This window comes from Streptomyces sp. A2-16 (assembly GCF_018128905.1).
In the GTDB taxonomy this organism is placed as follows: domain Bacteria; phylum Actinomycetota; class Actinomycetes; order Streptomycetales; family Streptomycetaceae; genus Streptomyces.
This window is the reverse complement of the sequence record NZ_CP063808.1, coordinates 6,589,349-6,604,941: the sequence shown is the minus strand read 5'-3', so window position 1 is coordinate 6,604,941 and position 15,593 is coordinate 6,589,349. Positions and strand designations below refer to the sequence as shown.

Here is a 15,593-nt window from a genome sequence, read left to right as displayed (position 1 = left end):
GAGTTCGGGCAGCTCGGCAAGGGAGTCGACGACATGGCCATGGCACCGCGCCCCCGCACCACCACCCGCGACCCGGAGGAGCTCGCCCACCGCCTCACCGTCTGGCTCGCCGCCCGCCTGCCCGGCGCGAAGGCAGTCGACGTCACCGTCCCCGCCTCGAACGGCCTGTCCAGCGAGACCCTCCTCTTCGACATCGAGCACCCCGAACCGCCCCTGAGGGCCTGCGCGTTGAGACTGGCCGCGGACCCCTCGGCGTACACGGTCTTCCCGGTGTACGACATGGTCCGTCAGTACCGCACGATGCGGACGGTGGCCCGCTGCACGGACCTCCCCGTCCCCGAGGTGCGATGGCTGGAGGAGGACCCCGGCCCGCTGGGGGCACCCTTCTTCGTCATGGAACGCGTGGCGGGCCGCGTACCGCCGGACGTCATGCCCTACACCTACGAGGGCAACTGGCTGCATGCCGCCGGCGATGCCGAGCGCGAGCACCTGGAAGCGGCCACGATCGGACTGCTGGCCCGCCTGCACGACCAAGTCCCCGTGACGGAAGCCGAGTTCCTGCGGCTGCCCGGCGAGGGCGACGCGCTGCGCCGCCATGTCACCGCCCAACGCGCCTACTACGAGTGGGTGGTCGACGGACTCGCCCGCTCACCCCTCATCGAGCAGGCCTTCGACCGGCTGGAGGACCTGTGGCCGCGTGATCCCGGCCCGCCCGTCCTCAACTGGGGCGACGCCCGCATCGGCAACGTGATCTACGACGGCTTCGACCCCGTCGCCGTACTGGACTGGGAGATGGCGGCCCTGGCCCCGCGCGAGGTCGACCTCGGCTGGACCGTCTATCTGCACCGCTTCTTCCAGGACTTGACGGTCGCCTTCGGCCAGCGCGGGCTGCCCGGCTTCCTGCGCCGCGACCGGATCGAGTCCCGCTACGCCGAACTCACCGGTCACACCCCGCAGGACATGGACTTCTTCACGCTGTACGCCGCGCTGCGGCACGCCATCGTCATGCTGCGCATCGCCTACCGCCAGGCCCACTTCGGCGAGGTGGCCGTACCGGCGGATCCGGACACACTGATCCTGCACCACGGCAGCCTGCGAGCCATGGTGCAGGGCAGCTACTGGGACTGAGGCCGGGCGAGGGGGCTCAGGCGGCCTGACGGCGCATCACCGGCACGCGCATGGGGCGCGAGCCCGGGCCACCGACGTGCGAGAACGGCTGGGTCCGCCAGTCGAGCCCCTGAGGGAGCGTCAACAGCAGGGCCGTGTCCTGCTCCTGGGGCTCAGCCGACTCGTCCGCCGACCGGGCCTCGGCGGCCTTGCGGCCGGTACCGGCGCACACCGTGAGGCCGAACGGATTCCACGGCGAGGCGCACAGCGCGTGCTCCGGCAGCACCTCCTCGTCCGCCAGCAGGGCGATGGGCTGCGCGCAGTCCGGGCAGATCACCCGGTACATCTCGAAGGTGTCGTACGCGTCGAACTCGTCGTCGAGAGCGTCGGGTTCGACGCCCTCCGGCTCGGACTCGACGACTGAGAGGCGCTTGGGCGCGGTACGACCAGGGCGCTGAAGACTCTGCATTGGGTTCTCCCCCTCGGGCTGGGCCGTGAAGGCACTGCGGCCTCGACCACAGCAAGCACTTCCCGTCCCGTCGTGGCGGTAATCACGAGACCATCACGGAGGCTCCCGGAGGGGTGTGGCCTTCGTCACATGCCGCTCGCAGATGCCCGTGGCGGTCGCTTTGTCCCTCAGACGGCGCACAGGCACCCCTCGCTCACATCACGAACCGGGCATGACCTGGGGCGCTCAGGTATCCGCGGGGATCAGGCGCACTGTAGGTTCTTGCGCCATGGAGGAGCTGGACCGACAAATCGTGCAGCTGCTCGTCAAGGACGGGCGGATGAGTTACACGGACCTGGGCAAGGCCACGGGCCTGTCCACCTCGGCCGTGCACCAACGGGTGCGACGGCTGGAGCAGCGCGGTGTCATCCGCGGGTACGCCGCGGTGGTCGACCCCGAGGCGGTGGGCCTGCCCATGACCGCGTTCATCTCGGTGAAGCCGTTCGACCCCAGCGCCCCCGACGACATCGCGGACCGTCTCGCCGGCGTCCCCGAGATCGAGGCGTGCCACAGCGTGGCCGGCGACGAGAACTACATCCTGAAGGTGCGGGTGGCGACTCCGCACGAGCTGGAGGAGCTCCTGGCCCGCCTGCGGTCACTGGCGGGCGTCTCGACGCGCACGACGGTGGTTCTCTCGACCCCGTACGAGGCTCGCCCCCCGCGCATCTGATCCCACCGTCCGACCCACGGGGACCGCGCCCGCCCAGGGGCGCGAGGCCATGGCGACATGCGGCCCCGCCGCCCGGGCGCGACCGGCCGCAACGGGGCAGGCGTCCGGCAGCGCACCCGCACCCCCAGGGGCGCGCGGCCCCCTGCGAAACTGTCCCCATGAGCGAACCGAAGACCGTCCTCCTGCGCCGAGGCGAAGTCCACAGCCCCGCCGACCCCTTCGCCACCGCGATGGTCGTCGAACGCGGACAGGTGGCCTGGGTCGGTTCCGAGGGCGCCGCCGACGCCTTCGCGGAGGGCGTCGACGAGGTCGTGGACCTGGACGGCGCTCTGGTCACACCGGCGTTCACCGACGCACATGTGCACACCACCGCGACGGGCCTCGCCCTCACGGGCCTCGACCTGTCCGACGCGCCTTCTCTGGACGCGGCCCTGACCCTCGTACGAGAGTTCGCGGCCGCCCGCCCGAACGACCAGGTCCTCCTCGGCCACGGCTGGGACGCCTCGCGCTGGCCCGGCAACCGCCCGCCCACGCGCGCCGAACTCGATGCGGCCACCGGCGGCCGTCCCCTGTATCTGAGCCGCATCGACGTCCACTCGGCGGTGGCGACGACGGCACTGCTCGACATGACGACCCTCGGAGCGGTGGACGGACCCCTCACGGCCGACGCCCACCACGCGGTCCGCTCGAAGGCCCTCGCCTCCGTCTCCCCGGCCCAGCGCGCGCAGGCCCAGCGCGCCGCCCTCGCCCACGCCGCCTCCCTGGGCATCGGGACCGTTCACGAATGCGCAGGGCCCGAGATCTCCTCGGAGGACGACTTCACCGGCCTGCTGCGGCTCGCCGCGGAGGAGGCGGGCCCACGGGTCGTCGGCTACTGGGCCGAGCAGGCCGATGAAGGCGTTGCCAAGGCACGCGAGCTCGGCGCGCTCGGCGCCGCCGGGGACCTCTTCGTCGACGGCGCCCTCGGCTCCCACACCGCGTGCCTGCACGAGCCGTACACCGACACCGACCACACCGGCATCGCCTACCTTGACGCCGACGCCGTCGCCGCCCATGTCACGGCCTGCACCGAGGCGGGCATCCAGGCCGGCTTCCACGCGATCGGCGACGCGGCGCTGACCGCCGTGGTCGAGGGTGTCCGCGCGGCCGCCGAGAAGCTCGGCCTCGCCCGCGTCCGCGCCGCCCGGCACCGCGTCGAGCACGTGGAGATGCCCACCCCCGAGACGATCGCCGCGTTCGCCGAACTCGGCCTCACCGCCTCCGTCCAGCCCGCCTTCGACGCCCTGTGGGGCGGCGAGGACGGCATGTACGCCCGGCGCCTGGGCCGGGAGCGGGCGAGCCGTATGAACCCCTTCGCGGCCCTCCTGCGCGCCGGTGTCCCGCTCGCCTTCGGATCCGACAGCCCCGTCACCCCGCTCGACCCGTGGGGCACGGTCCGCGCGGCCGCCTTCCACCGCACCCCCGAGCACCGCGTCTCCGCGCGGGCCGCCTTCACCGCGCACACCCGCGGCGGCTGGCGGGCGGTCGGCAGGGACGACGCGGGGGTCCTGGTGCCCGGCGCGCCCGCCGACTACGCCGTGTGGCGCACCGACGAACTGGTCGTGCAGGCCCCCGACGACCGGGTCGCCCGCTGGTCCACCGACCCCCGCTCCGGCACCCCCGGCCTGCCGGACCTGACGCCGGGGCGCGAGCTGCCCGTCTGCCTGCGCACCGTGGTCGGCGGACGGACGGTCTTCGTACGGCCGGGCGAGTGATCTCCTGGGGTGGCGCGTGTGCGATCGCCCGCCGCCCCGCTGTCGCGCGACCTGCGCATCCTCCGCACTGACCAGGGCATTGACGGAAGAGGCGCAGGTCAAACGGCTGTTGACAGCCGACGGCAGGAGACGGGTAGGTTCGGCCGGGTCCACCACCGGACGCCCGACCGGGGAACCTCCGCCCAGTCGTCGCAGCGCCGCTGGGTCAGGGACGGTGTGCCGCACCGGAACACCGCCACTGGGAGCCAGGCTCAGCGCTCGCGCCACGGCGAGGGAACGTTCCGTCCGGCCGGGGAGGTGTGACCCGGGTGGGGCCCGGGCGTTCAGTAGACAACGGCTCTCGGTCGACCCGCAGCCAGCGGGCCCCAGGTCGGCCCGAAGGGCGCCGGGCCCCCATCCGCAGCGAAGGCGGATTTTCAGCCATCGCGGCCGAAATATCTAGTCTTACCCCGCTCTTGTGGAAACGACACCAGCATACGAACGCCTTGTCACGTCATCGCAGGCCGTGCGCACTATGGTGGACGCCTGCGGATTGACTCGAAGGGGCAGCGGTGAACGACGGCGACGGGACCCACACGGGCCAGGAGAGGCGATTCGGCCCGCTCGGCACGGCGTTGGTGATCATTCCGACCTACAACGAGGCGGAGAACATCAAGGCGATCGTGGGCCGGGTGCGCAAGGCCGTCCCGGAGGCGCACGTCCTCGTGGCCGACGACAACAGCCCCGACGGCACCGGCAAGCTCGCCGACGAACTGGCCGTCGAGGACGACCAGGTCCAGGTCCTGCACCGCAAGGGCAAGGAAGGCCTGGGCGCCGCCTATCTCGCCGGCTTCCACTGGGGCCTCGAGCACGGCTACGGCGTCCTGGTCGAGATGGACGCCGACGGCTCCCACCAGCCCGAGGAACTACCCCGTCTGCTGACCGCGCTCAAGGGCGCCGACCTGGTCCTCGGCTCCCGCTGGGTGCCCGGCGGCCGGGTCGTGAACTGGCCCAGGTCGCGCGAGTTCATCTCCCGCGGCGGCAGCCTCTACTCGCGCGTCGCCCTCGACCTGCCCCTGCGTGACATCACGGGCGGCTACCGCGCCTTCCGCCGCGAGACCCTCGAAGGCCTCGGCCTCGACGACGTCGCCTCCCAGGGCTACTGCTTCCAGGTGGACCTCGCCCGCCGCGCCGTCAAGGCCGGCTACCACGTCGTTGAGGTGCCGATCACCTTCGTCGAGCGCGAACACGGCGACTCCAAGATGAGCCGCGACATCCTCGTGGAGGCCCTGTGGCGCGTCACCACCTGGGGTGTGGGGGAGCGGGTCGGCAGGATCACGGCACGGGGAAAGCGCTCACAGCCGTAGCCCTACGAGCTCACAGGCGCGGTTGATCGTCCCCTTATGCCGTGTTGAGCCGCGCCCAGGCACACTGGACGCATGACGACAGGCGCTCCGACCCCCACGTACCCCGCCCGGCCCCGCCGCTCCCGTACGCGCACCTTCCTGCCGCTGGGCGTCGCCGCCTGGCTGGTGCTGGAGATCTGGCTGCTCACCGTGGTCGCGGGCGCGGCGAGCGGATTCGCGGTGTTCCTGCTCCTGGTGGCCGGCTTCGTGCTCGGCTCGGTGGTCATCAAGCGGGCCGGCCGCCGCGCCTTCCGGAACCTGAACGAAGCGCTCCAGCGGGGCGGCGCCCCCTCGAGCTCCGGCAGCGGTGGCAACGGCCTGATGATGCTGGCCGGCCTGCTCCTGATGATCCCCGGCCTGATCTCCGACGCGGTCGGCCTGCTCCTGCTGGTCCCGCCGGTCCAGAAGGCCGTCGGCCGGTACGCCGAGCGCACCTTCGACCGCAGGCTCCGCGCCGCCGGCCCCGGCACCCTCGGGGACGCGTTCCAGCAGGCCCGGATTCGGCGCCCGGACGGCAAGGTGGTGCAGGGCGAGGTGATCGTCCGGGACGAGCCGGGCGACGACACCCCGCGGGACCAGCGCCCGCCGCTCACCCGCTGAGCCCGCGTGGGGACGCTGAGCCCGCACGGGGACGCTGAGCCCGCACGTGGACAGCACAAACCGCGGGCGCGGTACGTGAATCACGTACCGCGCCCGCGGTTACTTGTATGCGCTGTGTTCCCGCTCAGGCCGACTTGCGGCTGTCCCGGGGATGAACAGCGATGTTCATCGCGCCGGAGCGCAGAACCGCCAGACGCTCCTCGAGGACCTCTTCGAGTTCCTCACGGGTGCGTCGCTCCATCAGCATGTCCCAATGTGTACGCGCGGGCTTGGCCTTCTTCTCTTCAGGGCCGTCGCCGTCCACGAGGAGTGCCTGGGCCCCGCAGACCTTGCACTCCCACTCCGGCGGAATCTCCGCCTCGACCGAGAAGGGCATCTCGAAGCGGTGCCCCTTCTCGCATGCGTACTCCACGGCCTGGCGCGGGGCCAGGTCGATACCGCGGTCCGTCTCGTAGCTGGTCACCACGAGGCGCGTGCCGCGAAGAGCTCGCTCACTCATGAATCGTGCCTCCCGGGCTTGTCGCCCACAGGACAGGTGTCGCTGTCGTCGTCATACCGGTCAACGTCCGGTCGGCGGTAAAGATTCCCGTTCCGGGTCCCGTCCCGGGCAATGCGTCGCCGTCGTAGCCGCCCCTTGTTGTACCCACCAGTGCCCGGTTTGTCACATCTGCTAGCAGATGTCACCCAGCGTTTCGGCATCTTTGACGCGCAGTAACGGTACGCCTGGCAGGCCAAACGCGTACACTACAGCGCTTTGGTGTTGAACGCTAAATCCTTTCGGGTACGGGATTGCCCGCGTCGCTGATCGCCCGCCGCACCGGAACCCTTGCGAGCAGGGCGAACCCGATGACGAAGAAGGCCACCAGCGAGATGATCGCGTCCCGATAACTTCCCGTCAGCTGGTAGGTGATCCCGAACAGCAGCGGGCCCAGCCAGCTCATCCCGCGGTCGCTCATCTCGTACGCCGAGAAGTACTCGGCCTCCTTGCCGGGCGGCACGAGATGGGAGAACAGGGAGCGCGACAGGGCCTGGCTGCCGCCGAGGACGAGCCCGATGCCGGCGGCCAGGACGAAGAACCACACGGGCGCGCCGGCGGGCAGGAAGAAGCCTGCCCCCAGGATCACCGCCCAGGCGACCAGCGAGCCGAGAATCGTGCGTTTGGCCCCGTGGGTCCGGGCGAGTCGGCCGAGCGCCAGCGCGCCCGCCACCGCGAGCACCTGGACCAGGAGCACGGCCACGATGAGCGTGGACTGCCCGAGATCCAGTTCCTCGGAGCCGTAGACCGAGGCCTGGGAGATCACGGTCTGGATGCCGTCGTTGTAGATCAGGTACGCCAGCAGGAAGGCGAGCGTGTGCGGGTGGCGGCGCATGTCGCGGACGGTGGCCGCGAGCTGCCGGAAGCCCGGGGCCGTCGATTCCTTGGTGGCGGAACTCCGGTCGCGCAGCCTTCGGAGCGGAATCAGCGTGAAGGCTCCCCACCACAGCCCGGCCGAGGCCAGACAGACGCGGACCGCGGCGCTCTCGGAGAGGCCGAACGAGTCGTGCCCCATGTAGAGAACGAGGTTCGCGACCAGTACCAGGGCGCCCGCCGCGTATCCGAAGGCCCAGCCCTTGGAGGAGACCGTGTCGCGCTCCTCGGGCGCGGCGATCTGGGGGAGGTAGGAGTTGTAGAGCATCATCCCCACGGACTGTGCCGCGTTCGCGACGACCAGGAGGGCGCCACCGAGGAGATAGCGGTCGCCGCCGAGGAAGAACATGCCGGTCGTCGCGGCAGCCCCGGTGTAGGCGGCGGCCGCCAGCAGGGGCTTCTTGCGGCCGCCGCGGTCGGCGGCGGCACCCACCAGGGGCATCACCAGCACCGCCACGATCACCGACAGCGACACCGAGTACGCGAAGAAGGAGCCGGCCCGCACCGGGATGCCCAGGGGATGGACATAGCCGTCCGCGTCCGCCGCGTTCTTCGCGACCGAGGTCAGATAAGGCCCGAGGAACACGGTGAGCACGCTCGTCGAGTAGACGGAGCACGCCCAGTCGTAGAAGTACCAGCCGCGTTGCTCACGCCGCCGGTGGGCGGCCTCGTCCGCCGCGCCCGCCTGCACGGTGTCGGTGCCCACCCGTGCCCTCGCTTCCCCGTGAAGGTGCCGTGCGCGGCCCGGGGGACGGGCGGGCCGGTCGTGGTCAGACCCAGACGCCCCGGTCCTCCATGACCTTGCGCAGTGTGTCGATGTGATCGGTCATGATGCCATCGACTCCCAGGTCCAGAAGCCGGTGCATGCGATCGGGTTCGTTGACGGTCCACACGTGCACCTGCAGCCCGCGCGCGTGGGCGGTGCGCACGAAGCGGTGGTCGACCACCTGGATGCCGGACTGGGCCTCGGGCACCTGGGCGGCGACGGCCGAGCGGCGCAGCGCCGCCGGGACTCCCCAGGACCGCAGCCGGAGGTTCAGCACGCCCCGGGTGCCGTACGAGGTCGCCAGGCGCGGTCCGGCCAGCCGCTGGGCGCGCATCACCCGCGCCTCGGAGAAGGAGCCGACGCAGATGCGGTCCCAGGAGCCGGTGCGCTCGACCAGGTCCAGGAGCGGCTGGAGGGCCGGCTCGGCCTTGACGTCGACGTTCCAGCGCGCTTCGGGAAAGGCCTCCAGGAGTTCCTCGAAGAGTGGCACCGGCTCCTTGCCGGCCACGCGCGCGTGCCGTACCCGCGCCCAGGGCAGCTCCGCTATCCGGCCCGCCCCGTCGGTCACCCGGTCCAGGGTGTCGTCGTGGAAGGCGACCAGCTTGCCGTCCGCGGTGGCGTGGACGTCGGTCTCCAGGTACCGGTAACCCGCCTCGATCGCCCGCCGGAACTGGAGCGCGGTGTTCTCCAGGCCGTCCGCGGCCCCGCCCCGGTGGGCGAAGGGGATGGGACCGGGGTGGTCGAGGTAGGGGTGGCGTATCGGCGAGGTCACGGACGCAGTATCGCTCTCCGCGGTTGCCCTTCGGCAACGACCGTGCTGCCGTCGGATGCCGGGGGGACGGCGAACACGCGCAGGAAGAGCTGGGCGAGCGGGCCGATGGACACCGCGTAGAGGACGGTTCCTGCGCCGATGGTGCCGCCGAGCACGAACCCCGTGACCACGACTGCCACTTCGACCGCGGTCCGCATCAGCCGGATCGAGCGCCCCGTCCGCCGGTGCAACCCGGTCATCAGGCCGTCCCTGGGGCCCGGGCCGAAGTTCGCGGCGATGTAGAGACCGGTCGCCACGCCGTTGAGCACGATGCCGGCCAGCAGCAGCGGGATCCGTACGGCGAGACCGTGCGTCTCGGGGACCGCGGCGAGGGTGGCGTCCATGGCGATGCCGACCACGAAGACGTTGGAGACCGTGCCGAGGCCCGGCCGCTGCCGCAACGGGATCCACAGGAGCAGCACCGCCGCGCCCACGACGATCGACACGACACCGATCGACAGGCCGGTGAGCTCGGCCAGGCCCTGGTGCAGCACGCCCCACGGCTCCAGGCCCAGGCCCGCCTCCACGAGCAGCGCGGAGCTGGCTCCGTACAGGGCGAGGCCGGTGTAGAGCTGGATCAACCGTCGCCCGAGACGGCTCTGTGCAGACAAGGCGGGTCCTCCCGTTGGGGTCGTACTGCGATGCGAAGGTGGTGCTGGTGGCCTGATGCATGACACCCTGTGGCTTGGGATGACACGCCATCCATGGCCAATTCGGGGAAGGTGGACTGATTTCAGTGGCGCAGTGGACCTCGGCGGTGGGTGCGGCGCAGCTCGCCCGGCTGCTCAACTCCCAGCAGGACCGCCCGGCCGGCCCCGGCACGCGTCGCCCGCCGGCCTACCGAGGACTCGCCGACGGCATCCGGCTGCTGGTCCTGGAGGGGCGAGTTCCGGTGGCCGCCCGGCTGCCCGCGGAACGCGAGCTGGCCCTCTCCCTGTCCGTCAGCCGTACGACCGTCGCGGCGGCCTACGAGGCGCTGCGGGCCGAGGGCTTCCTGGAGTCCCGGCGCGGCGCGGGCAGCTGGACGGCCGTACCGGCCGGGAACCCGCTCCCCGCGCGCGGCCTGGAACCCCTCCCGCCCGAGGCCCTCGGCTCGATGATCGACCTGGGCTGCGCGGCACTGCCCGCCCCCGAGCCGTGGCTGACGCGGGCCGTGCAGGGCGCCCTCGAGGAGCTGCCGCCGTACGCCCACACCCACGGTGACTACCCGGCGGGTCTCCCTGCCCTGCGCGCGATGATCGCCGAGCGGTACAGCGCGCGCGGGATCCCGACCATGCCCGAGCAGATCATGGTCACGACCGGTGCGATGGGCGCGATCGACGCGATCTGTCATCTGTTCGGGGGCCGGGGCGAGCGCATTGCGGTGGAGTCCCCCTCCTACGCGAACATCCTCCAGCTGATGCGGGAGGCGGGCGCCCGGCTCGTGCCCGTCGCGATGGCGGAGGGGCTGACCGGCTGGGACATCGACCGCTGGCGCCAGGTGCTGCGGGACGCGGCGCCGCGGATCGCCTATGTCGTCGCCGACTTCCACAACCCGACCGGTGCGCTGGCCGACGAGGACCAGCGGCGGCAGCTGGTGGAGGCGGCGCGCTCCGCGGGGACCGTGCTGGTCGCCGACGAGACGATGACCGAGCTGTGGCTGGACGAGGACGTCTCGATGCCGCGGCCGGTGTGCGCCTTCGACCCGGCCGGATCCACGGTGGTCACCGTCGGCTCCGCCAGCAAGGCGTTCTGGGCCGGGATGCGGATCGGCTGGGTCCGGGCGGCACCGGACGTGATCCGCAGCCTGGTCGCTGCGCGGGCCTACGCCGACCTGGGCACGCCGGTCCTCGAGCAGCTGGCCGTGAACTGGCTGTTCAGCACGGGCGGCTGGGAGCAGGCCGTGGAGCTGCGGCGGACCCAGGCCCGGGAGAACCGGGACGCGCTGGTGGCGGCGATGCGCAAGGAACTGCCCTCCTGGGAGTTCGAGGTGCCGCAGGGCGGCCTGACCCTGTGGGTGCGGGCGGGCGGGCTGTCCGGCTCCCGGCTGGCCGAAGTCGGCGAGCGCGTGGGGGTGCGCGTCCCGTCGGGGCCGCGTTTCGGGGTGGACGGCGCCTTCGAGGGCTATGTGCGCCTGCCCTTCACGGTGGGCGGCGCACTGGCCGAGGAGGCGGCGGTACGACTGGCCGCCGCGGCGAGGGTGGTGGAGAGCGGAGGGTCCGGCGGCGGGGAGGCGCCGCGCACTTTCGTGGCCTGAGATCGCCGGCCGGACCTGCCCAGGGGCGCGGGGGCTGCGCGACCGGCCCTCGCCGGCCCGCAGCCGCCCCGACCGTCACTCCTACGGCGCTTCCGCGACCACCGCTCCCGAGGGGACCGCTTCCGCATCGGCCGGAGTCGTCCGCTCCGGAAGCAACGCCAGCACCGCCTGCCGGTCCGCCTCGCTCGTGGCGTCGTCGTACGGATCCGGAGTCGCCGGTACCTGGAGGCGGTGGACCGGCCCCGCGCCCAGGCGGGCGTACCCCCGTCCGGGCGGCACCTGTGAGACCGGGGTCGACTGCGGGGGCGCCCCCAGCACGGCCTCCAGTTGCTCCGCCGTCGCGGGGCCCAGGACGACACGCGCGCGCGTGTGCTGTCGTACCGGATCGCTCAACGCCTCCGCGCTGTCGAACTGATCGGCCACCACCACCGTGACGTTCGCCGCGCGCCCGTGCCGCAGGGGGACCTGGAGCAGGGACTGCGGATCCTTGCGGCCGTCCGCGGCGGCCAGGTGGGTGAAGGCGCTCGGACGGTCGAGGAGGATCCACAGTGGACGCTTGGTGTCCTCGGGCGGCGGATGCCCCGCCTGCCGGGCCCGGTTGGTGGCGATGAGGCGGCGCTCGGTCTCGGTCGCCGCCCACTCCAGGCTGGCCAGCGCACCGGTGAGCCCGCACTCGACCGCCAGGACCCCGTCCCGGCCGGTCAGGCACGCGTACTCGCCGGTGCCGCCGCCCTCGAGGATGACGACGTCGCCGTACTGAAGGGCCTGGAGAGCGATCGAACGCAGCAGCGTGGAGGTGCCGCTGCCCGGCTGGCCCAGGGCCAGCAGGTGCGGCTCGGTGGAGCGGATGCCGGTGCGCCAGACGACCGGCGGGACGTCGCGCTGCTCGTCGCCGTAGCCGAGCGGGAGGGTGCGCTGGACCTGGGTGGGGTCGGTGAAGCCGAGGACCGTCTCGCCCGGGGCGGTGACGAATCGCTGGGCGGCGATGTCGGTGGGCAGCGGGGCGAGGACGGTGACCGTGAGCTGGTTGCCCTCCTCGTCCCAGGTGAAGTGGTACTCACGGCCGCGGCCCGACTTGGCGTGCAGCAGCTGCTCGATGCGGGCCCGGGACTCGGCCTCGCCGTCGGTGAAGTACGCCGGATAGCGGATCAGCAGATGGGTGATGCGGCCGGTGCCGTCGAAGTCGTACTCGGGGAAGGCCTGCTCCCACTCGCCGCCGTGCGTGTACAGCGGGGCCGGGTCCTCGGCCGCCGAGAAGTACGGGACGAGTGCTTCGTACAGCGACTGCAGGCGCTGTGTCTGCGACTCGTCCGGTCCTTCCTGTTCCGGCGGCCTGCGGTCCCGGCCCTGCCAGGCAGCCGCCGCCATCAGGCTGATGACGGCGAGCAGCGGGCCGTACGGAACGAGCGCCACGACCAGGACCACCGAGGCCACCAGGAAGAGCAGCGGGCCGCGCCTGTCCTTGGGGGTCTCGGCCCACTTGCGCCGCCCGGCCGAGGCCAGCCGGCGCAGACCGCGGGTGATCGTGATCAGTGGATGGAGGACGTCGGTGGCGCTGTCGGCCGCCGTCCGGGCCAGCTCCCGGCTCCGGGCGATCTGCGCGCTGCCTGTGCTCAGGATGCGGGGGAGGGGGCGGCGGGCCACTGCTGTCTCCTGGAGGTGCGTACGGACGGGAGGGGCGGCGTCAGAACTTGATGCCGCCGAGGAGGCTCGCCAGGCTCTCGCCGCCGGCCTTGATGCTCGGGGCGATGGCCGTGCTGGCCAGGTAGAAGCCGAACAGCGCCGAGATCAGGGCGTGCGAGGCCTTGAGCCCGTCCTTGCGGAAGAAGATGAAGACGACGATGCCGAGCAGCACGACGCCCGAGATGGAGAGGATCATTTGGGTGCTCCTGGTTCGTGGGGACAGTCACCATGAGTACTTCCAGGATCACAGCATGTATCCATACGACAAAAGGTGCAAATGGATGAATTTCTCAGGATTTCACTGGGTTGGCAGAGCCGCAGTGATCCTTACCTCCGGCACTTCGGGTCATGTGCCGCGCGAGCCAGTACCCTTGCGATTCACCTGAACGGTTGTATGAGAGGCGGTCCGGCCGATGACTGAAGCCCCCGACCCCGAGGTCGTGGAGCTGGCGACCAAGATCTTCGATCTGGCCCGCCAGGGGCAGACCGAGGCGCTTGTGGCGTATGTCGACGCGGGTGTTCCCGCGGGCCTCACCAACGACCGCGGGGACTCGCTCCTGATGCTCGCCGCCTACCACGGCCACGCCGACGCGGTACGCGCGCTCGTCGCCCGGGGAGCGGCGGCCGGCGGGGTCAACGACCGGGGGCAGACGCCCCTCGCCGGGGCCGTCTTCAAGGGCTCCACGGACGTCATCAAGGCCCTGCTGGACGGCGGCGCCGATCCGGCCGAGGGCACCCCCTCGGCCCTCGACACGGCCCGGATGTTCGGCAGGACAGAACTGCTCGAATTGTTCGCCGCACACTGACACACCTGTTCTGACCAGCGAAAACACAGACAACGGGGGAGGCGGTACAAGGCCGCCGAAATTTCGGTCGCGGCAGATGGAAGTGCCGAGTCATCATGACGTCGTGGTTCACGGACGTGATGGCTGGGCAGGTGATGCCGCACCGCGCGGACCGTGACACGGTCCGCATGGGCCACCGACGAGAGGCAGAGGAAGATGGCTTACAGCAAGCAGGAAACGGCGGGCGCCCCGACGTGTTGTCACGCGGCCAGGTAATGCACGTCCCCGGTTGCGTCGACGCTTGATGTGAGGCTGTTTCCCATGTTCGATCCGGTCATAGCGCCCAGCGGTACGCTGCTCGGCCTGCTCCAGCGGGGCCGCGGCGACGGCACACTGCACGCGCTCACCGCCCCGCGCGCCGAGGCGCTCGCGGCTCTCAACCACTGCGTGCTGCGCGATCCCCGCCACGACTGGCAGGTGGAGAACCGCTCCCTCTACTACGCCCGTCTCTTCCTCGACCTGAACGGCGAGCTGGACGAGATCGAGGCGCACCTCTTCGAGGTGGACGACGTCTTCGACGACGAGGAGTCACGCACGGGCCTCGCCCTCGCCGTCCTCGGCCACCTCGCCTCCTACGGCAGGCGCGACGCGCTCGAACTGCTGCGCAGGTACGCCGCGTCGGGCTCCAACTGGGCCTGGGCGCTGGACGAACTGGCGCTGCGGGACGACGACGCCGGTCTGCGTGCCCTGGCCGTACCCGTCCTTGCGCGGTTCGGCACCGACCCCGAGGGCGAGGCCGCGCTGGCCACCGCCGTGCGGGACGCCTTCGAACCGCGGCCATGGCGGCTGTGGGCCGACGATCCGCGCGAATCCGTCTCCACGCGTGTGCGTGCCGCTCAGGAGGCCGGCTGTTTCGACCTCTGGCAACGCCAGATGCGGCCCGCCGGACCCCGCCCGGGGTGGAGCGTGCAGGCCGTCCTCGAATGGGCCCAGCAGGGCGTCGAGCGGGGTGCCGCGCTCCATGTGCCCGCCGCCCGCTGTCTGGCCGCCGTGGCGGGCCCCGAGGACCGGCCCGAGATCCTCGCGGCCGCCACGGACGGCACCGACGGGGCCCGCTCCACGGCTTTGCGCTATCTCGCCGACGGCAATGATCCCGACGCCTTCGATCTGATCGAGTTGGCCGTCGCCACCGGCTCCCCGGCCGTCGTGGAAGCCGCCCTCGACTCGTTCGAACGCATGCGCAGCATCGCCGCGGTGGACCGTGCGCGTGGCTGGGCCCGACGGCCCGATCCGCTGGGCGCCGCCGCCGGCCGCGTGCTCGCCTGCCTCGGCGGAGCCCAGGACCGGGACCTCGTGCTCGCCGCCCTCCGGGAGGCCGTGCGGGGCGAGGGCCCCGACGCGCCCACCCTGTGGACCCTTGTCGACGGCACCGGGCGGCTGGGCATCGCCTGTGCCGCGCCCGTGCTGCGCCATATTTACCGGGAGACCGCCTCCTCCCACCTCCGCGGCCGCGCCGCCCGTGCGCTCGCCGCCACCGATCCCTCGTTCGCCACCGGCTTCGCCGTCGAATGCCTGTGGGACTGCGAGGAGACCACCCGCGAGATCGCCGCCCGGCACGCCGAGACCGGCGACGCCCGGGTCGTGGAGCGGCTGCGCCGACTGGCCGCCGATCCGGCCGAGGAGGCCGAGGTCCAGACGGCCGTCCGCAGCCGTATCGGACCGGACACCGCAGCCATGTGAAACCACCCTCGGGTGTGAACCTCCGGGGCCCGTCACACCCGCCGGATGAACACGGGACGACCCGCGGGTCAGGTCCGCATGGACGTGACCTGACCTGCCCGGGTGCGCAGCGGAACGCTCATGGGACGTTCCTCGTTCGG

At 71.9% G+C, this 15,593-nt stretch carries 15 protein-coding genes; 8 read left to right on the top strand and 7 right to left on the bottom strand.

The features are described 5' to 3' along the window. Positions 1-33 precede the first annotated feature (33 nt). The gene (locus IOD14_RS29615) at positions 34-1,128 is read left to right on the top strand and encodes a phosphotransferase family protein (protein ID WP_212672012.1); all 1,095 of its coding nucleotides are present in this window, start codon (positions 34-36) and stop codon (positions 1,126-1,128) included. A 16-nt stretch (positions 1,129-1,144) separates the two neighbouring features. On the opposite strand, the gene IOD14_RS29610 is transcribed toward IOD14_RS29615, so the two are convergent. Next, on the bottom strand, positions 1,145-1,576 hold the full coding sequence (locus IOD14_RS29610) for a hypothetical protein (RefSeq protein ID WP_123987870.1): 432 nt from the start codon (positions 1,574-1,576) through the stop codon (positions 1,145-1,147). Positions 1,577-1,844: 268 nt separating this feature from the next. On the opposite strand from IOD14_RS29610, the gene IOD14_RS29605 reads away from it, so the two are divergent. The 4 genes from IOD14_RS29605 to fxsA all read left to right on the top strand — a co-directional run bounded on the left by IOD14_RS29605 (position 1,845) and on the right by fxsA (position 6,024). Then, the gene (locus IOD14_RS29605) at positions 1,845-2,285 is read left to right on the top strand and encodes an Lrp/AsnC family transcriptional regulator (RefSeq protein WP_004002750.1); all 441 of its coding nucleotides are present in this window, start codon (positions 1,845-1,847) and stop codon (positions 2,283-2,285) included. 158 nt (positions 2,286-2,443) lie between these two features. Next, complete coding sequence (locus tag IOD14_RS29600; protein ID WP_212672011.1) at positions 2,444-4,039, top strand: amidohydrolase; 1,596 nt, start codon at positions 2,444-2,446, stop codon at positions 4,037-4,039. 551 nt (positions 4,040-4,590) lie between these two features. Beyond that, complete coding sequence (locus IOD14_RS29595) at positions 4,591-5,385, top strand: polyprenol monophosphomannose synthase (RefSeq protein ID WP_212672010.1); 795 nt, start codon at positions 4,591-4,593, stop codon at positions 5,383-5,385. Between the two features lie 72 nt (positions 5,386-5,457). Further along, complete coding sequence (gene fxsA / locus IOD14_RS29590; RefSeq protein ID WP_212672009.1) at positions 5,458-6,024, top strand: FxsA family membrane protein; 567 nt, start codon at positions 5,458-5,460, stop codon at positions 6,022-6,024. Between the two features lie 124 nt (positions 6,025-6,148). Here the strand turns inward: fxsA and IOD14_RS29585 are convergent, their stop codons facing one another. The 4 genes from IOD14_RS29585 to IOD14_RS29570 form a co-directional block, all read right to left on the bottom strand. Continuing rightward, positions 6,149-6,523, bottom strand: a complete 375-nt coding sequence (locus tag IOD14_RS29585; protein WP_003977404.1) for an RNA polymerase-binding protein RbpA — start codon at positions 6,521-6,523, stop codon at positions 6,149-6,151. A gap of 268 nt (positions 6,524-6,791) precedes the next feature. Continuing rightward, a complete protein-coding gene (locus IOD14_RS29580; protein ID WP_212672008.1) occupies positions 6,792-8,138 on the bottom strand; it encodes an MFS transporter in 1,347 nt (448 codons plus the stop codon). 64 nt (positions 8,139-8,202) lie between these two features. Then, complete coding sequence (locus IOD14_RS29575; RefSeq protein WP_212672007.1) at positions 8,203-8,970, bottom strand: glycerophosphodiester phosphodiesterase; 768 nt, start codon at positions 8,968-8,970, stop codon at positions 8,203-8,205. Then, positions 8,967-9,620 (bottom strand): hypothetical protein, encoded by a 654-nt coding sequence (locus tag IOD14_RS29570; protein ID WP_212672006.1) that lies wholly within the window; start codon positions 9,618-9,620, stop codon positions 8,967-8,969. The genes IOD14_RS29575 and IOD14_RS29570 overlap by 4 nt, the downstream gene beginning before the upstream one ends. 125 nt (positions 9,621-9,745) lie before the next feature. Between IOD14_RS29570 and IOD14_RS29565 the strand changes: the two genes are divergently transcribed. Beyond that, complete coding sequence (locus IOD14_RS29565) at positions 9,746-11,245, top strand: PLP-dependent aminotransferase family protein (protein WP_123987863.1); 1,500 nt, start codon at positions 9,746-9,748, stop codon at positions 11,243-11,245. Between the two features lie 81 nt (positions 11,246-11,326). On the opposite strand, the gene IOD14_RS29560 is transcribed toward IOD14_RS29565, so the two are convergent. After that, positions 11,327-12,889: a hypothetical protein gene (locus tag IOD14_RS29560; RefSeq protein ID WP_123987862.1), complete on the bottom strand. Its 1,563-nt coding sequence runs from the start codon at positions 12,887-12,889 to the stop codon at positions 11,327-11,329. Between the two features lie 40 nt (positions 12,890-12,929). After that, on the bottom strand, positions 12,930-13,124 hold the full coding sequence (locus IOD14_RS29555; protein WP_007380617.1) for a hypothetical protein: 195 nt from the start codon (positions 13,122-13,124) through the stop codon (positions 12,930-12,932). A gap of 217 nt (positions 13,125-13,341) precedes the next feature. Between IOD14_RS29555 and IOD14_RS29550 the strand changes: the two genes are divergently transcribed. Continuing rightward, positions 13,342-13,734, top strand: a complete 393-nt coding sequence (locus IOD14_RS29550; RefSeq protein ID WP_123987861.1) for an ankyrin repeat domain-containing protein — start codon at positions 13,342-13,344, stop codon at positions 13,732-13,734. 300 nt (positions 13,735-14,034) lie between these two features. After that, a complete protein-coding gene (locus tag IOD14_RS29545) occupies positions 14,035-15,453 on the top strand; it encodes a HEAT repeat domain-containing protein (protein ID WP_212672005.1) in 1,419 nt (472 codons plus the stop codon). The last annotated feature ends 140 nt before the right edge of the window (positions 15,454-15,593 follow it).